The organism is Enterococcus sp. DIV1682a (assembly GCF_051711005.1).
GTDB lineage: Bacteria > Bacillota > Bacilli > Lactobacillales > Enterococcaceae > Enterococcus_B > Enterococcus_B hirae.
The window spans coordinates 1,169,573-1,191,752 of record NZ_JBIOLT010000001.1 but is presented as its reverse complement, the minus strand read 5'-3'; the positions used below and the strand labels follow the sequence as shown (position 1 = coordinate 1,191,752).

The window sequence follows — 22,180 nt, the reverse complement described above, 5'->3', positions numbered from 1 at the left end:
CTCTTTAGGATCTTCGTTTTTTTTTACTAAGCAAAGCGTAAATGAAAAAAATTGGCAGAAATAGTATCCTTTCTGTCAATTTTTTTGATAATTTCGATTTTCTAATTCCAGTTTGGCAAATGGTGGTTCGTTCATCGTGTTTTTTGAACAGTTGTGTTTGTCTAACTGCTCAAAATTATTTTTTGTTTCTTTCATGACGTTCAATAAATAGTTGTTCTCTGCTTTCAATCGTTTCACTAATGAATTCAAATAATTGTTTTCTTTATGTAATTCGTCTATTGTTTTACTCTTTTCGTCTGTCATATGATTTGAGTAGTTGTCTGTTTCTCTTCCTGGTTTCTTCATCCCCACCTCAGAAGGCAACAACGAGTGGTGAAGCAATTTAGTATACAGTTCTTTGTATTCCTGATACTCAGCATTCAATTGTTCTTTCATATGATCATTTGTCGATTTTTTTCGATAGATGGATGTCTTATTTTGTTGAAGAACTGCTTCTAACTTTTTGAGTAATTCTGTTTCTATTTCACAGTTTTTATATTTGGACATAATATAAGCAGAATTGAGACGTCCTTCTTTCATGGGTATTAGGCCAATATGTAAGTGTGGTTTCTCTTCATCAAAATGAACATGTGCATAAATGATATTCGATAGACCGTATAGTTTTTGAAAGGTTTGAACAATTTGTAAAAAAAATAGTTTTGTTTCTCTTACTGATAATTTTTTTAATGCCGATTCTTTAAAGATGATTCGCCATTCAATTAATATCGTCCAATTAGAATGAATCGATTTTGTTGAAGATAAATGGGTCAAATATTTTCTAATGATCTTTTTATAGTCAATAAATTTCTTATTTAAAACATCATAATTTAAAGATGTTTTATCTGGTTGTACAATACTTGATTCAACTATTTCTCTTTGATTATGTCTTTGGACTTGTTCTAATTCATAAAATCGATAATCCGTTTTTTCTAATTTGATTGATTTAATAGTTCTGCCTCCTTACTTTCTTCTTACTATGTGAATCTTTCAAACAAGTAAATAAACAACGTTTTCATCTAAAGTTTAGTTAATTCTATCCGAAAAAACAAACCGAAAAATTCCTATTTCTTGGTAATTATGTACTTTTAGTGAAATAAAAAAGGACCCTCTTTAAAGGATCCCAAGTAAACCAGTTAAAACAAAACCTACTTCGTGAATTTTCGAGTGAACTAAGATAATAAAGCAAGCTTTGGCCCGCCTCTAAATAACTATTTTTTATTATGCTAGCTATGATTCGTTAATCAATACGGAGTGTTCCATCAATGGTTGTTGTATTGATTAGTTCTTTTTCATCATATACTTTATAATATATCTTTATGCCATGCGTACCCGAGGAAGGCATATTCTTGAAAGCAACCGATTCAATCCCATTGTTGGGTGGAATCAATCCTGAAACATATAATTTTTTTTGATTAGATGCTAAATAGTATTCTACTTGTATATTATAGGAGTTGACACCCACATTACGTACATCCACGTGGGCTTTTCCCTCTTTATTTAATTCGATTTCATGCTTCAATACAATCCGAACATTGTCTTTATCGACTTCTTCCTGCATCTTTTTTAATAATTCGCCATTATTCAACTGAGTGATGTTCTCATCAAAATCTGGCAATCCTGTAACGACTTGAGGGGGAGATTGATTAAAATAGAAGTATCCACTGATCCCCAATATCAAAAGTACTACAGAGAAGGTTATCAGGATATATGTGCTTTTTTTTCTTTGTTTTGCTTTATGTGCCATTTAAAAATCTCCCTTTCTGATAAAATCAAAAACAAATCGTCTCAACCAGATGGATAAAAAAATCATTCGTTAAGCATTTACTTTTATTTTTTTTCAAACAATCCACAAGTTTTTTTGTTGATCAACTAGTTTCTTTCGTTCCAACAGTTTATACTTTCAATGATTAGCAGAACTCCAACTATTTGGAATCCTGCTAAATGGTATTTTAAGACAATCATGTCATTGTTACTATGTGCGAAATTCCCTGTTTATTCTGCTGGGGATTCCAATAATATATGATATAAATGAAACAAATCACGCTTTTTTATGATTCAGTATCTTTTAAAGCAGTGAAATTAAACGTTATTTCGTAACTTGGTCTAACCACTTGATTTTCTTTAAATCCTTCAGCGATTTTTCCTTCGAATTTTAACGTTTTAGATGAAGATTTATCTAATTCTGTTAAATAAGTAGGGCTATTAAGAAATTGACCCGCAACACTTTGTAAACGGACGCCCGCTTCATTTGTTGGCGTAAAGTATAAATCTTGTCTTACACCCGATTGACTTTTTTCTTCAAATTTTGATATTTCAATCTTGACTCTACGTGCACTAGAATTATTTGTTACGGTATAAATAGGTGATAAGATATTAGGAAGTGGCTGGCCATCATCTGTTACCGCATTTGCATAACGTACTTTTGTAGGTACAGTGATGTCAACATAAGATACATCTTCCGGTCCGACCGGATCCCATGGACCAATCCAGCCATCCACTCCAATTTGTGCATTATCTTTTCCTTGAATAGTTGCGCTGTCATCCTCAGGGTCACTTAATCCAGGAATCCAACCTAATTCATTATCTTTAACTGTTTCTGCACTTGCATTCATTGTTCCAATCCCAAATCCACCTAATAAAATAGATGATACTAGTAACACATTTGTCAACTTCTTCATTATTCTGTCTCTCTCCTCGCTGAAAACGTCTCACAACATTTCCATAAAAATAAAATTACATGATATAGTTTTTTTCTCGATTGAGCTCAATCAACATAACCGTTGAGAAAAGGGATACAATTGTTCCAAGTAACATCATATAAACGCTCAATTGTTCACCAGTTTGTGGAAGTCTCACTTTTTTTGAAGAACCTGAATCAGATGGTGTGATCGTTATAGTTGCTTTTTCTTTGGTTCCTGCGTCACTTACGTTATCAATTGTACTGGCATCTGCGTCCGCATCCCATACTCCTATTATTGCTTCAACTTGAATCGTTTGTTCATTTGTGGTTTGTGCATGACAGTTTGTTGTAATGAAAAGACTAACCATTAAAACACCTATCAAATAATACATCACTCTTTTTATTTCGCTCTTCACCTCCAATACTTTAACGACGCAACCTCCACAATAATATTATCCGTAAAAATAAAATAGAATGAAAACCAAGTTTTACCGATAGATTGGTAAATACCTTTTCCATTAGTAATTGTTATGTAACAAAAAGATGATTAGCTTAGAACATCTAAAAAATAATACTTAATTTTTAGCCATATCAGTTGATAAGCGGAAACTTTTCCGAAATTTATAGTCATAGTGCAAACTAACTATCCATACTGGAATTAACTTTTATATGGTAATAATCAACTAATTTATTAATGATATCTTCATCAAAATAACTAGACATCCCAATCGTTGGAATACCGAAATGGTCAGGTGAATATACATCTGTTAAAAGGCAATCGAACTTTTGTAAATAGCCCTTTTGTATTTGAGTAGTAGGATCGAGTATCTCAATTTTCATATTATGTCTAAAATAAAATTGAATTTCCTCTTTGAGCATCCGCATATGATCGTAAGAGCTATCCAATAAAAGTGCTACATTGATGCTTGCTTTACTTTCTCTCACGCGTACCCATAGTTCAGACCAAGAAGTTAACAATTTGAAGATGGATTGCTGGATCATTTCATCTAAGTAAGATAAAAATGGATTACCAAGAGAAAAGTAAATATCAAAAAATTCATCTCTTAATGCGGTAACTAACTCAGGACTTACCTTCAACGTATTTTCAAAAAAATCCGTTTTTTTATTGTATAAAATATAAGTAGGTCGCACCGAACTCATGGTCGTCCAATAAATATCATGAATCAATTTATCTCGATTCTCGCAAAGTAATCCAAAACGTTCTTCCAGCAAAGTAATCACATAGCCGATCTGTTTCTTTATTGAGACCGAATCGATTTCAACTCCTTCTGAATGAAAACGAGCGATTGGATTAATTGGCTGATGGAATTCATAAAATAATTGCTGAAGATTTTCTTTTACACTTTTGATGCCAAAGACATTATGTATTTTTTCTACTAGTTTTTTTTCGTTCATTAGATGTGTAAAATGAAAAGGTATCTCGTTAACTTCTAATTGATAGCCTTGCTTCAATCGTGTAAAACAGACATACAATTGAAATTTTAAATTTCCCAAAAATAAATGATGGTCATTGTTCACAATTGCCCATATCGTATTTTCTTTGATGAATATATCAATGATCTCTGAAATCAAATTTCTTTCTTCTTTTTGTATCAATTTTTCGGGCAAATGATATTTCTCAGAAAAATATACTGAAAAGAAGTCTCTGATATTCCCTTCGTTTCCGATAATTTTGATTTGATTGGTAATTTGAAAATCGAAAAACCGGATTTCTTGATTGATTCGATTAATTACCCTTGATACCTGAGTTTCTGAAATATAAAGCAAATCACTAAGCTCTTCTTTAGAAGTAACTTTTCCTAGGAAAATCGTTTCCAGTAATGTGTATTCTAGACTCTTTTCAAGAATTTTTGAATAGATAAATGACTTAGGCGTTGTGATATCTTTCTTTAAAATGATTCCTGCTCTAAAAGAAGTTTCAATTGATAGAGGCTCAATCATTTCGTTGACTTGAGATAGATCATTTCGAATGGTTTTTTCTGAACTATCAATTTTTTCAGCTAATTCCGCAGTCGTAATCCATTCCGTATTCCAAAGGATTTCTAAAATATTCAATTGGCGTCTCAAACGCCCGTCTAATATTTCTCTCATTTCTATTACATCTCTCCTCTCCTAACAGATAAATACTCCTTGTTTTATTTTTAGCATATCCCAATCTTTAAAAATAACCTTAATATACCGAGCCCTTGGTAAAATATCTTTCATAATCTTTTATTTTTTCCAACGATCCATTGAGTTGTTCGTGATGCAAAGTAAAAAAATAGGAGACCAAAGACAATCATTCATCTCGGGTCCCTTTACTAGGTAGATCTATGCAACAAACAGAATCGTTTTCACTAAATAGCACGCTCACTTTTTTTATAGTTAATGTAACGATAACCGCTCTTTGGATGTTCATTCGGAAATACTACTATGATTGTTACTGTATCGTTCAGCCTCTTTCTCAATATGTATATTCAACTTGTTTTGCTTTTAGATGAGTATATTCTTTCTAAAAACGTGTAATTCTTCCTTTTTGTTGATCAAAAAATGATGTAGTTTTTTGACAAATTCTTCTCCAAAATAATTAGGGACACCAATAATTTTCACATCTCCTAGATCGCCAGTATTAAAGCCATTGGTTAGGACACAATCATAGTGTTTTAGCTGATTCACAGAATTTTGTGCTATTGGCAATAAAATATCAACTTCATATGTATTTCTAAAATGATATTCAATTTCTTCTTTTAGCATTTTTAAATGCCCGGCTGGTGCATCTAATAGCAATGCAGCGTGGATTTTAATCGTTGGCTTACGTATTTCCGAACGAAATTCAGACCATTGTGAAACTAAAGTATAAATGGATTGATAAATCATATTTTTTTTATCTAGAGAATGAACGGTTAGATCGTCATAAATTTCACTGAATTTAGCTTTCAAATTTAAAACGATATCTTGTCGATCATTCATTAATTCGCAGACAAAATCTTCTTCAACGTTATTTAAAATATGCGTTGGACCGATCGTACGAAATATCCGCCACATAACGGCCTGAAGTAGAGCTGTTTTGTTCTGGCATTTAATCTTAAATTCATAGCTAACTTCCAAAATCAGATTTTCCAGTCTTGTTTGTAAGATCGATTGACTAGTCCCTAGTTGTAAGCATCTTTCATTTAATTTGAATGGAGCATGAAAATACTCAAACAGGTTAAACAAAACTTCTTCTGATAGTTCGATACCAAACACAGCTTGCCACCTTTTGTTTAATTCTCGATCTCCAGTAATCATAGAATAATTAAAATAATCTTCCTCTTGTTTAAAGAATGAGCTAGATTTACAACGATAGGCAGCCACCCATAATCTCATTCGCATTTTATTCAATAAAAAATGATGTTGATCATCCATAACCATCTTCTCTTTATTTTGTTTATAAAAAATATCAAGTACTGTATCAATCAGTTGAAATTCTTCTGTTTTAAAAAGTAAATCGGGTGAAAGGTATTTTTCATAGAACAAACTAGAGAAAAGTTTACGGATATTTTTTTCGTGACCGATCAATTTCAAATCATTTGTGATTTTTATTTCGTATTTTTTCATTAAAATATTCATTTTATTATGTAATCGATTGAGTTGTGTTTCTGAAATAAAGAGTTGATCGCATAGTTCCCCTCTTTTCATCATGGGATTGATGAATATCATTTCCAACATTTGACATTCGACACTTTTTTGTAAAAAAAGCGAATAAACATATGATTTTGAAACACCTAAGTCTTTACTTAAAAAAACGCCATATTTTACCGAAGTCTCTATTTTTAAAGGTTCAATTATTTCATTCAGTTGTTTGATGTCTGTTCGGATCGTTTTTTCAACCCCACCTATTTTTTTGACGATCTCTGCAATCGTCAGCCATTCGTTGCTCCAGAGTAATTCTAAGAGTGCTAGCTGTCTTAAACTTTGTTTCGTTAGTAATTGCTTCATTTTCCCCTCCTAATCCCTCAAAATTTACAAACGCTTTGTTTTCTCTATTCTCCTCTATTATTAATTTTAATGTACGAAAATAAGTATGTCTACCATTTCATTAAAATATAAGTATAATAATATTAAAAAAGTAGTGATCAACCTATAAGATTCGTGCTTTTCTGCGAGGTAATATTTTAATAAAAATAACACTCAAGATATCTATTATTAAAATATTTACTACCGGATCTTTTAGAGAACTCCATAAAGAGCCTTTCACTAAAATAATCTTTTTATCATTTTCACTACAATAGAAAAAACGCCTAAATTCGAGGACATTTTCAGCCACAGATTTAAGCGTTTATTTTTTTATATTTAATCGTTTTTTTACATAATCAATACACTATATTTTTTATTTCAATAAATAGGATAAATCACTCGCTACCGTTGGATAACCCATGATCCATTGCTCTAATTCTTCTTTTTTTGTATGTTGACTGATCAATAAATTCAAATCATTGATTAAATCATCTGCCTGTTCACTAAGGACACTGGCACCAATCAAATACCCAGCTTTGTCATAGATCATTTGGGATTTAGCAAGTGGTTCATTCACACGATGATAGGTAAACCAATTGGTCATATCAATTTCTACTACTTCTTCTTGTCCAGTGAGTTGTTTTTTTGTTACCCCGACCTGAGCCAATTTCGGACTAGTAAAAACGATCGTAGGGATGGAAGGGTAACTAATTTTTTCTTTAGTATTTCCTAATACATAGTTTGCAACATAATTTCCTTCAAAGGTAGCAACTGGCGTTAATTTTGGCTCTGTCCGTGAGATGATATCCCCGCAAGCAAAAATCATTGGATTACTCGTTTGAAGATAGTCATTAACAACAACACCATGTTTCGTTGTTTCTACCTTCGCCTTTTCCAGGTCTAGTCGCTCAACATTTGGCTGTCTTCCAGTGGCACAAAAAATCGCATCTGCTTGTAGTTCTTGATCGTTTGACTGCAAGGAATAGTGCGTTCCTTCTTGAATGATTCGCTGTGACTCAAAATCAAAAACAAATCGAATCCCGGCTGCTTCCATTTGTTTAACTAATTGTTTGACCAATTGTTCGTCAAATGCTTTTAATGGTCGTTGATTATGGTGAACGATCGTGACATTGCTTCCTGAAGCATGAGCGATCATCGCTAATTCAAATGCAATATAGCCTGCACCAATAAAAATAATGTCCTGAGGCAATTCACTTAATGATAAAAAGTCAGTACTTGTTTGTAAAAATTCATTCCCATCAATAGGTAAAATCGATGGTCGTTGACCAGTAGCAAGAATGAAATGTTCAGCTGAAATTTTTTCTTCTCCTACCATGATCGTATTTTCATTGATAAAGCGTGCTGTTCCAGCTAGATAATCAATGTCAGCTGCTGCTAATTCTTTTTGACGATTCTTTGAAACTGGATCTGTAAAACTGCGCTTAAATGCTTGTAGTTCTTGCCAATCAACAGTTGGTACTTCGCTGAATCCTTTACCCAACAACTGTTCAATCCGTTTTCTTGCTTCCACACTATTTAGTAGAATTTTTTTAGGGTCACATCCTCGATTAGGACAAGTACCACCCCAAAGATTTTCTTCGATGATCAAGACGTTCTTCCCTGCTTTTTTTAACCCATAAGCCACGCTCATACCAGCTACGCCAGAACCAATCACAACTTCATCATATTCTTTCATTTTCCCTTTCCTTTCTAGATAAATAAGTGAAGATATCTTTTCTTGTAATCTCCCCTAGATTTTCCTCATTTTCTCGAATATTTACTGCTTCATGTTGGATCAATAATTCGAATACTTCAGTCAGCGGTGTACTTAAGTAAACATCTGGAAAATCCGCTTGATGAAGTCCTTTGCTGTAATCGTCAGCTACGATCAGCTCTTTTACTGTTTGTTGTTTTTGTTGAATCGTCTCATCAAAAAAGCTCCGTACAAATTCATTTTTAGGCTGAGTCAACAACTGGTCGGGTTGGTCACATTGAATTAATTCGCCCTCTTTCATGACAGCGATCCGATCTCCTAATTTTATGGCTTCATCCATATTATGCGTCACAAAGACGATCGTTGTGCCTAATTCTCGATGTAAGGAAAGTACAAGGTCTTGTAAAGAAGCTCGAGACAAAGGATCTAAAGCACTAAATGGTTCGTCCATCAAAATAACTTCTGGGCTAGCTGCCAAAGCACGGACGATACCGATCCGTTGTTGCTCTCCACCGGATAATTCCTGTGGCATTCTATTTCGATAGATTGTAGGATCAAGTCCGACTTTCTCAAGTAATTGGTCAGCTATTTTTTCTCTTTTTCTTCTTTCCCATCCTAGCATTTCTGGAATAACTTCGATATTTTGTTGGACAGTCATAGTTGGAAACAACGCAATTTGTTGTAAAACATAGCCCATTTTCCACCGCATTTTTTGTAAATCATAGTCTTTTAACGATTTACCCTTGAAGAAGATCTCCCCTGCGCTCGGCTGAGATAGACCATTGATCATTTTAAGCGAGGTCGTCTTCCCGCTACCAGAGGGACCCACCAAAACAAAGATTTCCCCTTGTTCAATCGATAAGTTTAGTTCTTTAATTGCATATTTTTCGCCAAATTTCTTTTGGACTTGCTTGAATTCTATCAGATTATTCATTTATTCCCCTCCTTCAGTAGTCCTTCTTTTTCCAAGAATGCATGCGCTACTTCCGCAGGTTGTTGTTTTTCTACATTCACTTGATAATTCATTTCAATCATTTGAGATTCTGTTACTTTGCCAGCGAGCTTGTTTAGAGCTGCAACGATTTCTGGATGTTCCTTCGCAAAGGCTTTGGTCATCAAAGGAGCTCCTTGATAATCTGGAAATAATCCCTGATCATCTTCTAAGGTGACAAGGTCATATTGTTTTAGATCACTATCAGTCGAATAAGCATCTACTACATTGACATCTCCGTTATCGATGGCTTGATAGCGTAAACTTGGTTCCATACTTTGTACACTTGGAAAATTAAGCTTGTAAAGTTCTTGGATTCCTTTATAGCCATCCGAACGATCAATAAATTCTAATGTGAAACCGGCTTTTATCTGATCTTCAATCTTTCCCAAATCAGAAATGGTTTTTAGCCCATTTTCTTTGGCAAATGATCGCTTCACCGCTAAAGCATAGGTATTTTGATACGCCATTGGTTGAAGAAGTGTCATTTCAAATTGTCCACCTAATAAGCGATTCGCTTGATTATAGGTTTCTTTTTCATTCAATTCTTTATTTTTTAAGTCATCAGGTACTTTAACTAAGCTTTCTAAAACAGTTCCTGTAAATTCCGGATAAATATCGATCTGTTGATTCTCCAATGCACTAAAAAGAAAACTGGTTTTGCCGAAGTTCGGTTTTAATTCAACTTCAACATCTGAATTATCTTCAATTAATTCTTTATACATTTGAATCAAAATATCTGGTTCTGAACCTAATTTCCCAGCAATTGTCACCTTATCTTCTTTAAAGAGTCCGCTTTGATACAAAGATATTCCACCGATTCCCAAAAAGATAAGCAATAAAGTGATAACTGTATATCGAGGTTTCAAATGTTGAAGAAGTCTGATTAAACTACTGAAAATAATCGCTAACAAAGCTGAACTGATTGCACCGATCAGAGTCAAAACTGGCGTATTGCGATCGATTCCTAATAAAATAAACGTTCCTAATCCACCGGCACCGATCAATGCTGCTAACGTCGCTGTTCCAATGATCAAGACAAGGGCTGTCCGAATACCTGAAATAATCACTGGTAATGCGATTGGCAATTCCACTTTGATCAACCGTCTCATGCGTGACATACCAAAAGCAACTGCTGCTTCTTCAATGGATGGATCAATTTCACTAAGTCCGATATACGTATTTTGAAAAATTGGTAATAACGCATAGATCACTAATGCAATCAACGCTGGCACTGTTCCGATTCCAACGAAGGGGATCAACAATCCTAATAAAGCTAAAGATGGGATCGTCTGTAAAACACTGGTTATCTGCAACAATACTTCTGCCATTTTTTTATGGTTCACTGCCCAAATAGCTAATGGGATTGCAATAACAATCGCAATCAATAAGGCAATTAATGAAATTGATAAGTGCTGAAATGTTGCGGAGATCAATTCTCCTTTTCGCTCAACAAGCGTTTGAAAAAAATTATTCATAGGATCTTCCTTTCCATTCTAATTTAAGTATAAACATAGACGAAAAAATCCCCAACTAAGTTGTCTGAAAAGAACAAAAAAGATGCGTACTTCATCATTTGTAAACCCAACATCCCGGCAATTCTTAGAGTATGCTTCAAACTAGCAATAAAGTCCTTAATCAATAAATGGAAAGAAAGAGGAAATTTATTTCTTCAAACTCTATGTATTTCTTTTATATAAAAAAAGACACATCTCACGAATTTGAACGAGAAATGTGTCTAATTTATTTGAATATAAAAAAACAGCCAGTAAAGCAGAAACCTCGTGGGGGAGATAATTTTTACTGGCTTGTTCATAAATTATTATACTGTAAGTTTTGTCCAAAGATAAAAAAAAGTAATAAATGATCGTTTTAGAGTCATAAACGTTCAATTTTTCTCGAAATTCCTATTTTTTCTCAAATGACTAGCTGGTTTGCTCTTTCTTTCACTCCGTATAATGGATAAAATTCTTGACCTTTTTGATACAAAATTTCTTTTTCACGATTTTTCATCAAGAAAACAAGCAACTCTTTCATCGGCAGATTGGGTTTATTTGGTTCAAATAAAAACACACATTGAGCCTCACCTTTTTTTTGAATACTCGTCAAAGCCTGCAGATTATCATGAAGATCACAATAGATGCCTTTATATTCTCTTTTCGTTGGAGAAGTTGTGATGAGTGTTAATAGATCAGCTGCTCGCATAGTTACTCCTTTCCTTGGACATCCTTTAAATGTTGAAAAAATTTTTCAAATTATCTATTGAAGATTCTTAACTAATAAGTATAATAAAGAAGTTGCTGAAAATTTTCAAAAGAAAAGAGGTTTGAGAATGAAAAAAATAAATCTATTAATTGATCTGGTTGGTATCAGTTTTGGCGCTGCACTTTATGGTTTAGCTGTGACCGGGATCAATATTCCTGCTAAATTAGCAGATGGTGGTGTAACAGGAATTGCCCTTTTACTTAATAATTTATTCGGTTTTGCTCCTTCCATTACATCACTTATTATCAATTTACCATTGCTATTGGTTTCATTATTCATTTTTGGTAAGCAGGCTTTTCTGCGAACGATTGTCGGAACCTTTGCCTTAGTGTTCTTTTTACATTTGTGGGAAGGACTAAACGTCCATTTTGCTGTCCACAATCTTTTACTCAATAGTCTGATGACTGGTGTATTATCTGGTATCGGTTGTGGTCTGGTCTTTCGCTTTGGTGGAAGCACTGGCGGAACAGACATTATTTACCAAGCCTTCGAAAAATATTTCCATATCAAGATCGGTAAAAGTCTATTCTTGATTACATTTGGTATCTTGGTTGTTTCTTTATTATATCTGGATGTAACACATTTTGTTTATACCTTACTCAGTTGCTCCATCTTATCTTATACGTTAAACAAAGTGAAATATCTCGAAGTAAAAGGTTCTCTCAATCCTTTTTCTGCAAATCGTTCAAAAGAACCTTTTGATACTCTTGATTCTGCAGAACAATTTGAATAACATTCTTAAATGATTGGTTAGCGACTGAAAAGTATATTTCTACTTTTCAGTCGCTATTTCGTTACTAGCAAAACCTCCAGTAATCACTACTTTACCATGTACTTTTCCAGTCTCTACTTCTTTCGTTGCCTGCTTTAAAGTCTCTTTACTGATGCCTTCTCTGTATACTTTTCCTAAAGTAGTATGGATTTTTTCTTCTTCTACTAATGCTGTCAAATGTTTTAATATTTCCCCTTGTGTCTCGATTAGTTGACCATAATCCGTTTTAGTAAACATATACTCCCATTCAAATGAAACAGATAAATTTTTAAAACTTGCAATATCGATTGGTCCATCAAGTCCTACGATCATCCCAATTTTCCCCATAGGTTGAATCATTTCTGCCAGCTCAGTTAGATAGGGACGGATATCATGTAAAACTGCTACGACATCGACGGTGCTTATCCCAACCTTTTCTAGTTGAGGCTTTAACTCTTGATGGTAATCAATTGGATGATCGACCCCATTTTCTTTTAACCATTGAAAGTTTTTGGGGCTGGCTGTCGCAACCACCTCTAACCCACTCCATTTTGCTAATTGTGTGAGAATCGAACCGACACCTCCAGCACCGTTGATGACCAATATTTTTTTACCTTTATTCGCTGATTCTTTAGGAATCAATTGAAATTTCTCAAATAAGAGTTCATAGGCGGTGATCGCAGTTAACGGTAATGCTGCACTAGCTTCGTCCGTGAGATTTTCTGGTGCTTTTGCCACAATTCGTTCATCTACCAACTGATATTCTTGGTTACTACCTGGTTGTTTTGCTGAACCAGCATAATAAATACGGTCTCCTATCTCAAAATTTTCAGATTGGGGACCTTTTGCAACTATTCTCCCTACCGCATCAAATCCCAAAACAGTAAAAGACTCTTGTTTTGGCGTCTGCATTCTAAATTTTACATCCACTGGATTCACTGAAACCGCTGAAATCTCCACCAATAACTCCCTGTTTTTAGGAACCGGAGTTTCTGCCAACTTTTCTAAAAAACTATTTTTGTCAGTCAATGGTAATCCCTCATAAAACCCTATTTGCTTCATTTGTTTTTTCATAGAAACCTTTCCTTCTTTCTTTATACAAAAAGACCTGGATCAATCCACGAAAGGAGTTATCCAGGCTTTCCATTATTTAAAATAGCTATTTTCTCCCAAAGAATTCCCTTGTTCTTCTATCAATCCTTTTAATGATCTTTCTAAAACACCATGATTTTTATCTTTTCTTTTTGATGTCGCACTGAGTGGTTCTTTCTCAGCTTTGTTAAAAGGTTGTACAGAAGGAGAGCCGGCTTTTTTTGTTTGGTAAGGTACCGGTTCATTATCAAATAACAAATATGAATCTTTCATTTTTTTCATTGAATCAACTAGTTCTGCGTCAGAAATACTAGATACTTTTGGATCAGGAATAATTGATGCTGGCACATACTTAGGTACAAAGTAAGAACGCCCACGACCATTTTTTTGTTGGTTCGATGTATAGGCTTTGGTACTTGTGTGCTGCTCTTGACTCTTCTGACTATTCATTGAATCAGCCGCTTTTCTCGTCCGCTGATTAGTCAATGGGCGATTACTTGCTTGATGCGTATGATAATCAGGAAGCTGTTCTTTGTGTCTGACTAAATTTTCTTTTGGAATTGTTGATTTTTTTGAATTGCTCAAATTTCGACGTTTGCGTTGTTCTCTAGCATCGCCTTGAGCAAAGTGAAATTCTTGCATTTGCTCAAACATTGGTTGATTATTGTTTTCGGTTAATAGATCATCCTGTCCATCAAATAAAACACGCCTTTGGTTTTTTGCTAGTTTGACGCCAATTTCGTCATCATAGGCAGGAAAACGAAAATGTTTCCGTCTAATTTCATTCATTTTAAACCATCCTTCTCATAAATGGAACTTTTCTCAATCATAGCATAATTTTTTCATTTTCCATAGTAACCATAACTAAATTTAACCTCTTTCGACGGTCATCTGGTCGTTTCTCGAATGACCAATTCAGGGAAAAATCGACGGTATCCTTGACTTTCTCCTTTTTCGGTAATTTTTTTTAACAACATTTCACCACAAACTTCACCCATTCGTACGATATCTTGTTTTACCGTAGTTAATTTGGGTGAACTGATTTGGTCTAAAAATACGCCATCAAAGCCAATGACTCCAAAATCTTCAGGAATTTTCCCCTTTTCTTTAGCAATACCTCTTACAATCCCTAAAGCTAATCGGTCAGAGCTGCAAATAAAACAAGTCTTTGGTTTAATAGTTGACCAATGATCGGCAAGATATTTCTCTGCCATTGTCGAATGATTTGGGAAACGTAATATTTGCGGCTTCATGTTGGCTGTTTCCATAACTGAAAGGTAGCCTGCTTCTCTTGATAACTCAAATGGCTCATCCTCGTCAATCCCAATATAAATAATGGTCTCGTAACCGCATTCCATAGCATATTGTGAAGCCTTTGCTGTGCCATAATGATTATCGCTATCTACATAATCATAGCCAAAACGATTTTCACCAAAAAGGACGACTGGTTTTTCCAATCGGTCGATCCAGTCAAAATCTTTTTCTCTCACCCCTGTAATGATGTAGCCGTCGCAAGACCCTACGTCAAATGCATCATTGGTTACCAACTGCAAAGAATAGTGCGCTTTTCCAATACATTTTGCGATTCCCATCAATAAATTCATATAATACGGTTCTGTTGTATCAATCTCTTCAAGGATGAAAAGTTTGATGATTTGTGACCGATTAGAAACGAGTGCTTTTGCTGCAATATTGGGGCGATAATCTAATTCTGCCATCGCAGAAAAAACTAATTCTTTTAACTCATCCGTTACTTGTTCCGGGTGATTGATGACACGAGACACCGTCATTTTGGATACATTTGCTTTTTTAGCAACATCAGCTAATGTTGGCATAGGTTGCTCCTTTCACAATAGAAAACTTTTTTCTGTTTTCTATCATTATAGCAAACTTGAAAGCGATAAAATGTAGAAATATCGTAAAAATCATCTGCACGCCAGCATCTTTTTAATAAAAGTTCACTAGAATCGAAAGCCAGTTACTCCATTTTATTAGAAAAATGTACGTTATCTCCATCTATTTTCTAGTTTCAGATATGAACTAGAAAAATAGCAAAGAATGAGACTAAGCCAAAAATAGCCTCCTCTTCTAGTATCTCTAAAACGAATAAACGATGTTTAAGAAGCAACAACATCAAAAAATTTGCCGAAATTGACTAAAAATTTGAGAAACACCTAGTAAGTATCCATCAATAGCAAAAACCAGTGTTTGTGTTTCTTGTCAATTTTTGGATATTCTTTCGTATTTCTTGATGCTAAACGCTTATTTCTCAACCTCAACTTTGCTTATTTCATAGCATTGTTTACTTCTCTATCTATTTAATTTGTTATAAAAAATCAAAATACACCTGTCTTTTCTATTCTTTGGATCCATTCATCATTTGCACCAAAAATTTGGTTGCTGTATCCATCAATGGGACTTTTACCATATGCTTTTCGGTTTGCGAATAATCAAAAACAATTCCTTGACCATAACACTCTTTTTGATTATTTTTCACAAAATCATTGGTTTGTTGAAAGGGAATTTTCTCGTCTTTTTCACCGTGCCAAAAATATAAAGGTCGCCCAGCTAGTTTTTCTGGCTGCAAAGATAAATCATATTTTTCGACCCAAGAAATTAAATCAAAATAATCGTTCGGCAGTATGTATTGGTACTGATGAGCTCTTTTGTAAATTTCTTTAGCATACTGTTCAGGCGCAGGGGAACCCATCAGACAAATACCACCAACCAAATGCGGATGTTTTGTTAACAACGCACAAGTCGTCATCCCCCCCATTGAAACGCCACCTACAGCTACTTTTTCATGAAGAACATCTCGTTTTTCTAAGTGCTTCAATAAAGTCTCAAATTCAAATAAGTTTCCATAAATACTATTCCAAAAGGTAAAGGAAGGAATAGCAGAAACTACTTGCTTTCTTTCACCATGGTTCATTGCATCTGGTAGTAAGACACGAAATCCTTGTTTAGCAAACTTTCTTCCTTGTGTCAAAACTAATTCTTTACTCGTTTGCCAACCATGATAATAAATAATTATCGGAATTTTTTCAGCTCTTAATTCGGTTAGGACAACTTCTAATAATGGAATATTATTTACTTTACGTTTTAATATAATTGGATTCACTTCTTTAGTCTCCGATCTTCATCAAAATAGTCGAACGAAATATTTCCCATCCACTAACCACAATTTGAAATAAACAAATCGTACCAAACAAAATCAAAAATAAGCTCATCGTTCTTGAAAAGAGCAATAATGCTAAAAGACCAGCTAGTCCTAATCCTAAGGTAAGCAGTGGATAAATTGTGAAATTAAAAAAACTAGCAAAGCTGCCAAAAATATTTCCGATAAAAATCACGGAAAATAAAAAAATACTTAAAAGCAAGCTATCGGTCAATGATATCTGAAAGATATTATTATTGGCTACGATGGGCTGCTGAAGTGAATATAAATCTAAATACCCACAAGAGGCAACACTGAGAACATGAGTGACTCCTATGGCTCGGTTTATTATTTTCATTCGTATCACCAACTCTCTTTATAATTCTATTATAATCGTTTTATCATCATTTAGAACAAAAAAGGCTTAAATTTTAATTTTTTCTTTTTTTCAAATAATCGTTCACAATCAAAATGACCTAACAACCTATGAGTACCTCTTGATTTTTTGTCATGCTCCTCATTTTGACTGTCTAGTTCTGAAAAAACTTAATTCTTTTTTCAGGCATTTCATGTTCAAACTTCTCCTTTTTAAAATAGAGAATAAATATACTTTTGGGAAAATCTACATCAAACTGATCTATTATTAACTCATAAGTAATAATCAATGTTGTCACTAAATTTCTTTGTGAATAAAAACATTTAAGTGAGGCACATCATTAGTAAAACCTTTAATTAAATTAGTTTGAAAACTTGTAATTGAAGTTAAAATGAAATTTACCATATAAAAAAAGCCTTTATTTTTTATTTCCATTAAAAAGCATCGACATATACTCATCATTTTGTTATCATATATCTGATTAACACTATTTTTATCAGGAGAATATATGAAAACGAAACGACAGACAAGTACATTTTTGCACATAGGGACGCTTTTCGCCCTATTGACACTTTTTTTGTTCTTATGCTATTCCTATTTCAGATCTTCCGATATACCATGTAATGCCTTTGGCTGGTTATTGTTAGATCACCCCGGTTTAAGTCAGGTAGATGAGAGCCTCTTCTTGCTAATTCTTTCATCTTTGTGTGGTTTTATTTTTTCATTGGCTTTTCGAACATATGTGAAAAAACAAATTCCCAAAAAGATGGATGAAGCTGCTACAATTTTTGTTGCATCTAGGTTGCTCGCATTGCTGACCGTTTTATTCTATTCCTTTAACCAAAATTCATTGTTCTTTTTTATACTGAATGGACTGGTTATCATTTTATCCATCTTTACTTACTTTATTTTTTCACTAATATTCAAAAAGTTACGCTTGCCACTTTTAATGCAACTAATCCCACTATTCTGCTTTGTCTATAGTGTCTTTTCTTTTCTTGTATTAGCGTTAGCGCCAACTTTTGATCCAGCAAATATTCAAATCACTAGTAATTTTCTTGAATTACTCTTCATTTCGTGTTTAGGAATGATGATGTGGCAAATAAGAAAAACAGTTCAGGACAAGTAAGTCTAAGTGCCTTGAACTGTTTTTTTATTTTTCGGATGATATTGCTAATAAAGAATCCTTTACAATAGACATAAATGATTGAACTTTACATAAAAAACATCAAAGCTAGTCATTTCTGATAACTTTGATGTCTGAGGATTATTAACAGTTGAGTCTAAAAATTTTTCAGTTGATTTTTTCTATATAAGAAAAATCTGCTAAATTTAGTTCCTTGATAAGACGATCATAGACTTTTCTAGCAATATAAGCATGCTCTTCCACGGTTCTTCCAGCAGCGATTTTGGGTAGTTGTCTTCTGCTGTTTGCCGTTTTAACCAACGGCAATGCTAATTGATAGTTGAGCTGATCATCAGTTTTCACAACTTTAACAGTATTCGACAAGATCAGTGAATCAAAGAAGATACTGGAACGACGATTCTTATATTTTTGAGCTTGGATACGCTCAATGATTACTTCAACTTGATCAAAATAATAAGTTTCGTTGACGTCACCGATCAGTTCTACAATTTTTAAAAATTCTGATGGCACAGGTAATTGTTTCTTTTGTAAATAAAAATAATTGGCAAGAGAATAAGATAACTTGTTATGATAATTTAAAGAAACAAATCGATAATTCTCATTGCCGGCAACCTGTCTCGTCACAGGAATAAGATCTTCTACGGTTGCATAAAAATAGGTTGAATTAGACACGAAACATTCTTGCCAACATTCATTTCCCATAACCAACTGTTTTTCCGTTTGCGACAAATGACTAATAGCTTGTAAAATCTGGGCTGCAGCTTCTTCAATTTCTTTTTGATAAGTTTCTTCCTCAAATATTGGAAAATTCAACTTATAACGACGATTTTCCCGCTTGATTAGATTTTCATCAATCAGCTGATCAAGAAAAGCTTCAAATTTTGGATGATCAAAATTTTTTTTCAACTCTCTCAAAATAATGTCTTCTTCTTGATGATGATGCAAATACTCAATCAAAGTTGGAAAAACAGCATTGTTTACTAGTTTGCTAAGCAACTGCTGGTGATTTTGTGAATAAAAATAGTTCATTTTTTCCCCTTCTCGTTTTCCCTAGCTCAATCGGAAATAGGCCGAAGAATCCCAAAAATACGAGCAACTATTTTCGGATTCTTCGGCTTATTTTTTAAAGCTGGATCACTTCTGTTCCAACCTCATTTTGATCGAACAAGCTAGGCTGGCATTGTGAGCCTGGAACAAATAGCTGTCAGGCTCTTTAATAAATCGAATAAAAGGTGTTAGCAACCCCTTAGCTAGCTTAGTTAAAAACTGCTGTTAGCTGAGGAACGACTTGTTTCTTACGAGAAACAACTCCTTTTAATAAGGCACGATTGTTCGTTAATTTAACTTGGAAAGCTTCTTCGACTTTATCTAATCCCTGACCAGCAACTAATAATTCCGAATCGCTATCTAGGATATTCGTTACCACTAGGACAAAGAGGTCATATCCATTTTTAGCCATTTCTTCAGTCATCGCTTCTTCCAGTTCCGTTTGACGAGCCATTACTTCGCTTAAATCGACTGTATTCACTTGTGCAATACGAACATTAGCTTCTCCCATTGGGAAGCTTTTGGCATCAAGGTCAAGTAAAGTTGCAGCTGATTTATCGCTAAGATTTGTACCGGCCTTTAACATTTCTAACCCATAGCTTGTCAAATCAACGCCTGCAATTGTTGCAAGTTCTTTTGCAGCTGCCTCATCTTCTGATGTGCATGTTGGTGATTTGAATAGCAATGTATCAGATAAAATTGCAGAAAGCATAATGCCAGCAATTTCTTTAGGAAGTTCTACTTGGTTTTCTTTATATAACTTCAAAATGATTGTACTTGTACAACCTACTGGTTCAGCTCGGTAATAAAGTGGATTGGCTGTTTCAAAATTTGCAATCCGATGATGATCAACGACCGCTAAAATTTCTACTTCTGCAATATCAGAAATACTTTGTTGAAATTCATTATGGTCCACTAGCATCACTTGTGTTGTTTCTTCTTTTGCTGATTGAACGACACGTGGGGCAGATAACTTAAAGTAATCTAATGCATATTGTGTTTCTTCGTTAGGTGTACCTAAAGCTACAGCTTCAGTTTCTTTTCCTAGTTGATTTTGCAAGTGTGAAAAGGCGATTGCCGCTCCAATTGCATCTGTATCTGGATTTTGGTGACCAAAAACTAAAATTTTTGACATTTGTCTCGCTCCTTTATGGTTTCTCCTACTTAATAATAGCAAAAAAACCGAAAGAAGCAATACTGACGCTATAATTTCTAGGATGGAAGAAATTCCGATCCATCTTACTTTTATAACAAACAATCGTAAACAAAATTTTTGATAGCGCGAAGTACCATGGAACAGTCATTTAAAAAGTTGGCCATGCCATTACTCATTTCATTGCAGAACTCTTTGTACTGAAAGAAAAAGTTAGGAAAAGTAAATCATTTATCGTTTTTTTTCTTTACTAGCCTTTAATGACTACTTGAGTTTTGAGCAAACGGTTCAACTAAGCGGTTTTCAGCGATTACCTGTGCCATCCATAAACTTGATTGTTTCGGTAACCGTTTATAGCCATTGTCCAGATCGACACGATAAAAACCATATCTATTTTTATAGGCATTCAACCAACTCCAACAGTCAGCAAATGTCCACATATGATACCCAAAGCAAGGAGAACCTTCTGAAATTGCCTGCTGCAGTTGCGTCAAATGTTCAAATAAAAAATCAATTCGGTAGTTGTCGTCAATCATATTCTCTTTATTGTTGAACCGTTCTTCTTGCGACACACCCATCCCGTTTTCTGAAATATACCAAGGGATATTGCTATAACTGTTTTTTAACCGCATCGCAATATCATAGATTCCCCGCGGATAAATCTCCCAGCCACGATGTGGGTTAATTCGTTTCTCCGGCCAATCATAACCTCGGAATAAATCTCTTAGTCCTGTGATTGGTCGTTTCTTTTCTTGAGGTGCTTGAACACGTAATGGCTGGTAATAATTACAACCAATAAAGTCTACTGTATTCTCCGCAAAAATTTCTTTATCACCTGTTTCTGTTTTAGGAAGCAAATCACTTTCTCGTAATACCTCTACCAGCTCTTCTGGGAAAGTACCTCGTACCGCACAGTCCAGAAAGCTGCGAATATAAAACAGGTCTGCCCACTTTGCAGCAGCCACGTCTTCAACTTCTTCGCTTTTAGAGTAAACGGGTGCTAAATTGAGAATGATAGAAATTTGTCCGTCATTAAAAGAAGAGCACCGGTACTCCTTTACAGCTTTCGCATGCGCTAGTAGTGTGTGATAGGCAACTTGTATAGCTCGTTTAAAATCATGCACCTTGGGCCAATGTGCATCTCCCATATACCCACATTCGATGTGTACAAGAGGCTCATTGAACGTCGCCCATTTTTTTACTAAATCACCAAAAACTTCAAACGCAGTCTTTGCGTAAAATGCAAAATGATCCGCTGACTCACGAACTTCCCAGCCACCTTTTTCCATCAGCCACCAAGGCATATCAAAATGGAACAAATTGATGATCGGCTCAATGCCATTATCCAGCATTTCCTGAAAATAGGCTCGGTAAAAATCAACAGCTTGCGGATTTAATGTCTTGCCATCCGGTAAAAGACGCGTCCAAGCAATCGAGGTCCGATAGGAATTTAAATTCATTGCCTTCATACAGGCAACATCTTCTTTGTATTGATAATACGTATTAGAGGTATTTTCTGGTCCTGTTCCGTTATAAAACAATTCTGGTTCTATTTCAAACCACTTATCCCAAGTTGATGGGCTCTTGCCATCAACCAAAGCAGCTCCTTCTGTCTGAGGGGCAGAAGCCGCTGCTCCCCACAGAAAGTTTTGTGGAAATGTATCCATTTAAAATTTCCTTCCTTTTCTATCGTTTTATCCACTGATTCCCTTCAGTCAGTGAACCCAATGATCATCGTTTATGTTGGTTCATTCTTTTTCTCATTTATATTT

Annotated in this window: 20 protein-coding genes; 2 read left to right on the top strand and 18 right to left on the bottom strand. The window is 34.5% G+C overall.

All coding sequences use genetic code 11. The annotated features are described in order from the left end of the window. Window positions 1–75: 75 nt before the first annotated feature. The 10 genes from IGJ23_RS05440 to IGJ23_RS05395 form a co-directional block, all read right to left on the bottom strand. Complete coding sequence (locus tag IGJ23_RS05440; protein WP_374220323.1) at window positions 76–894, bottom strand: plasmid recombination protein; 819 nt, start codon at window positions 892–894, stop codon at window positions 76–78. Between the two features lie 382 nt (window positions 895–1,276). Continuing rightward, window positions 1,277–1,783, bottom strand: a complete 507-nt coding sequence (locus tag IGJ23_RS05435) for a hypothetical protein (RefSeq protein WP_010737409.1) — start codon at window positions 1,781–1,783, stop codon at window positions 1,277–1,279. 304 nt (window positions 1,784–2,087) lie between these two features. Then, entirely contained in the window at window positions 2,088–2,717 is a 630-nt protein-coding gene (locus tag IGJ23_RS05430) for a hypothetical protein (RefSeq protein ID WP_010737408.1), read from the bottom strand. Window positions 2,718–2,772: 55 nt separating this feature from the next. Beyond that, window positions 2,773–3,111 carry an LPXTG cell wall anchor domain-containing protein gene (locus tag IGJ23_RS05425; RefSeq protein ID WP_223603537.1) on the bottom strand — a complete coding sequence of 113 codons (339 nt, stop codon included), beginning with the start codon at window positions 3,109–3,111 and terminating at the stop codon, window positions 2,773–2,775. 247 nt (window positions 3,112–3,358) lie between these two features. Beyond that, entirely contained in the window at window positions 3,359–4,831 is a 1,473-nt protein-coding gene (locus IGJ23_RS05420; RefSeq protein ID WP_438774674.1) for a helix-turn-helix domain-containing protein, read from the bottom strand. A gap of 381 nt (window positions 4,832–5,212) precedes the next feature. Further along, window positions 5,213–6,697 carry a helix-turn-helix domain-containing protein gene (locus IGJ23_RS05415; protein ID WP_034867558.1) on the bottom strand — a complete coding sequence of 495 codons (1,485 nt, stop codon included), beginning with the start codon at window positions 6,695–6,697 and terminating at the stop codon, window positions 5,213–5,215. 391 nt (window positions 6,698–7,088) lie between these two features. Next, window positions 7,089–8,411, bottom strand: a complete 1,323-nt coding sequence (locus IGJ23_RS05410; RefSeq protein ID WP_034700340.1) for a dihydrolipoyl dehydrogenase family protein — start codon at window positions 8,409–8,411, stop codon at window positions 7,089–7,091. Beyond that, complete coding sequence (locus IGJ23_RS05405) at window positions 8,398–9,363, bottom strand: ABC transporter ATP-binding protein (RefSeq protein ID WP_034700339.1); 966 nt, start codon at window positions 9,361–9,363, stop codon at window positions 8,398–8,400. Before IGJ23_RS05405 ends, IGJ23_RS05410 begins: the two co-directional genes overlap by 14 nt. Next, complete coding sequence (locus IGJ23_RS05400) at window positions 9,360–10,898, bottom strand: ABC transporter permease/substrate-binding protein (protein WP_207432404.1); 1,539 nt, start codon at window positions 10,896–10,898, stop codon at window positions 9,360–9,362. The genes IGJ23_RS05405 and IGJ23_RS05400 overlap by 4 nt, the downstream gene beginning before the upstream one ends. A 439-nt stretch (window positions 10,899–11,337) precedes the next feature. Continuing rightward, complete coding sequence (locus IGJ23_RS05395) at window positions 11,338–11,625, bottom strand: hypothetical protein (RefSeq protein WP_207432406.1); 288 nt, start codon at window positions 11,623–11,625, stop codon at window positions 11,338–11,340. A gap of 127 nt (window positions 11,626–11,752) precedes the next feature. On the opposite strand from IGJ23_RS05395, the gene IGJ23_RS05390 reads away from it, so the two are divergent. After that, window positions 11,753–12,418 (top strand): YitT family protein, encoded by a 666-nt coding sequence (locus IGJ23_RS05390; RefSeq protein ID WP_010719430.1) that lies wholly within the window; start codon window positions 11,753–11,755, stop codon window positions 12,416–12,418. Window positions 12,419–12,457: 39 nt separating this feature from the next. Here IGJ23_RS05390 and IGJ23_RS05385 read toward each other — a convergent pair whose 3' ends face one another. The 5 genes from IGJ23_RS05385 to IGJ23_RS05365 all read right to left on the bottom strand — a co-directional run bounded on the left by IGJ23_RS05385 (window position 12,458) and on the right by IGJ23_RS05365 (window position 17,043). Beyond that, complete coding sequence (locus tag IGJ23_RS05385; RefSeq protein WP_207432408.1) at window positions 12,458–13,510, bottom strand: zinc-binding alcohol dehydrogenase family protein; 1,053 nt, start codon at window positions 13,508–13,510, stop codon at window positions 12,458–12,460. 72 nt (window positions 13,511–13,582) lie between these two features. Next, the gene (locus IGJ23_RS05380; protein WP_010737399.1) at window positions 13,583–14,317 is read right to left on the bottom strand and encodes a hypothetical protein; all 735 of its coding nucleotides are present in this window, start codon (window positions 14,315–14,317) and stop codon (window positions 13,583–13,585) included. A gap of 98 nt (window positions 14,318–14,415) precedes the next feature. After that, window positions 14,416–15,363 (bottom strand): LacI family DNA-binding transcriptional regulator, encoded by a 948-nt coding sequence (locus tag IGJ23_RS05375; RefSeq protein ID WP_034700335.1) that lies wholly within the window; start codon window positions 15,361–15,363, stop codon window positions 14,416–14,418. 521 nt (window positions 15,364–15,884) lie between these two features. Continuing rightward, a complete protein-coding gene (locus IGJ23_RS05370; RefSeq protein WP_207432410.1) occupies window positions 15,885–16,649 on the bottom strand; it encodes an alpha/beta fold hydrolase in 765 nt (254 codons plus the stop codon). A 4-nt stretch (window positions 16,650–16,653) separates the two neighbouring features. Beyond that, the gene (locus IGJ23_RS05365; RefSeq protein ID WP_010719436.1) at window positions 16,654–17,043 is read right to left on the bottom strand and encodes a hypothetical protein; all 390 of its coding nucleotides are present in this window, start codon (window positions 17,041–17,043) and stop codon (window positions 16,654–16,656) included. Window positions 17,044–17,569: 526 nt separating this feature from the next. Here IGJ23_RS05365 and IGJ23_RS05360 point away from each other — a divergent pair. Then, entirely contained in the window at window positions 17,570–18,190 is a 621-nt protein-coding gene (locus tag IGJ23_RS05360) for a hypothetical protein (protein ID WP_010719437.1), read from the top strand. 165 nt (window positions 18,191–18,355) lie between these two features. Here the strand turns inward: IGJ23_RS05360 and IGJ23_RS05355 are convergent, their stop codons facing one another. From IGJ23_RS05355 to IGJ23_RS05345, 3 genes are all read right to left on the bottom strand, one after another. Then, window positions 18,356–19,237 carry a DUF1803 domain-containing protein gene (locus IGJ23_RS05355; protein ID WP_207432412.1) on the bottom strand — a complete coding sequence of 294 codons (882 nt, stop codon included), beginning with the start codon at window positions 19,235–19,237 and terminating at the stop codon, window positions 18,356–18,358. Window positions 19,238–19,463: 226 nt separating this feature from the next. After that, window positions 19,464–20,390, bottom strand: a complete 927-nt coding sequence (locus tag IGJ23_RS05350) for a manganese-dependent inorganic pyrophosphatase (RefSeq protein WP_207432414.1) — start codon at window positions 20,388–20,390, stop codon at window positions 19,464–19,466. A gap of 275 nt (window positions 20,391–20,665) precedes the next feature. Then, window positions 20,666–22,075 carry a glycoside hydrolase family 1 protein gene (locus IGJ23_RS05345; protein ID WP_207432416.1) on the bottom strand — a complete coding sequence of 470 codons (1,410 nt, stop codon included), beginning with the start codon at window positions 22,073–22,075 and terminating at the stop codon, window positions 20,666–20,668. Window positions 22,076–22,180 lie beyond the last annotated feature (105 nt).